This is a genomic window from Paraburkholderia sp. SIMBA_030 (assembly GCF_046535245.1).
GTDB lineage: Bacteria > Pseudomonadota > Gammaproteobacteria > Burkholderiales > Burkholderiaceae > Paraburkholderia.
On sequence record NZ_JAWRXB010000158.1, the window covers coordinates 1 to 360 of the forward strand.

The 360-nt window shown below is 41.9% G+C and carries 1 protein-coding gene; it reads right to left on the minus strand.

The window, feature by feature from the left end; genetic code table 11:
• Nucleotides 1-3: 3 nt before the first annotated feature.
• Nucleotides 4-360, minus strand: a 357-nt coding sequence (locus SB772_RS39465; protein WP_410838449.1) for a hypothetical protein, incomplete at its 5' end; no start/stop codon positions are given.

Below are 360 nucleotides of genomic sequence, written 5' to 3' on the forward strand. Positions count from 1 at the left end.
TTTTTAGGTACTGCTAGATTTTGGCAATCCATACTCTGCATGGTCGACCACATGGTTATTTTGTTCAATAGTCAGTCGATAGCCTTTGATAATACCGTCATATGGTAAACTGCCTTCATACTGCTGATAATGCTCGCAGATGCTGTCTTGAATCACTGATTTACGGGCAGCATCGTCTAGTTTGGCAAAACCACTAGGTAAATATACTTGCGCAAAACGTGAAGCCGCGCCACGAGACATCCAGTTATCGGCACTCATAAATGTAAAATCTACTTCCGCTCGTAAGCTATATCTGGGTAATGTATTAGAGTAATTCGCCAAGTCGTATTTAATCTGCGCAATATCTTCTGCGAATGGCTG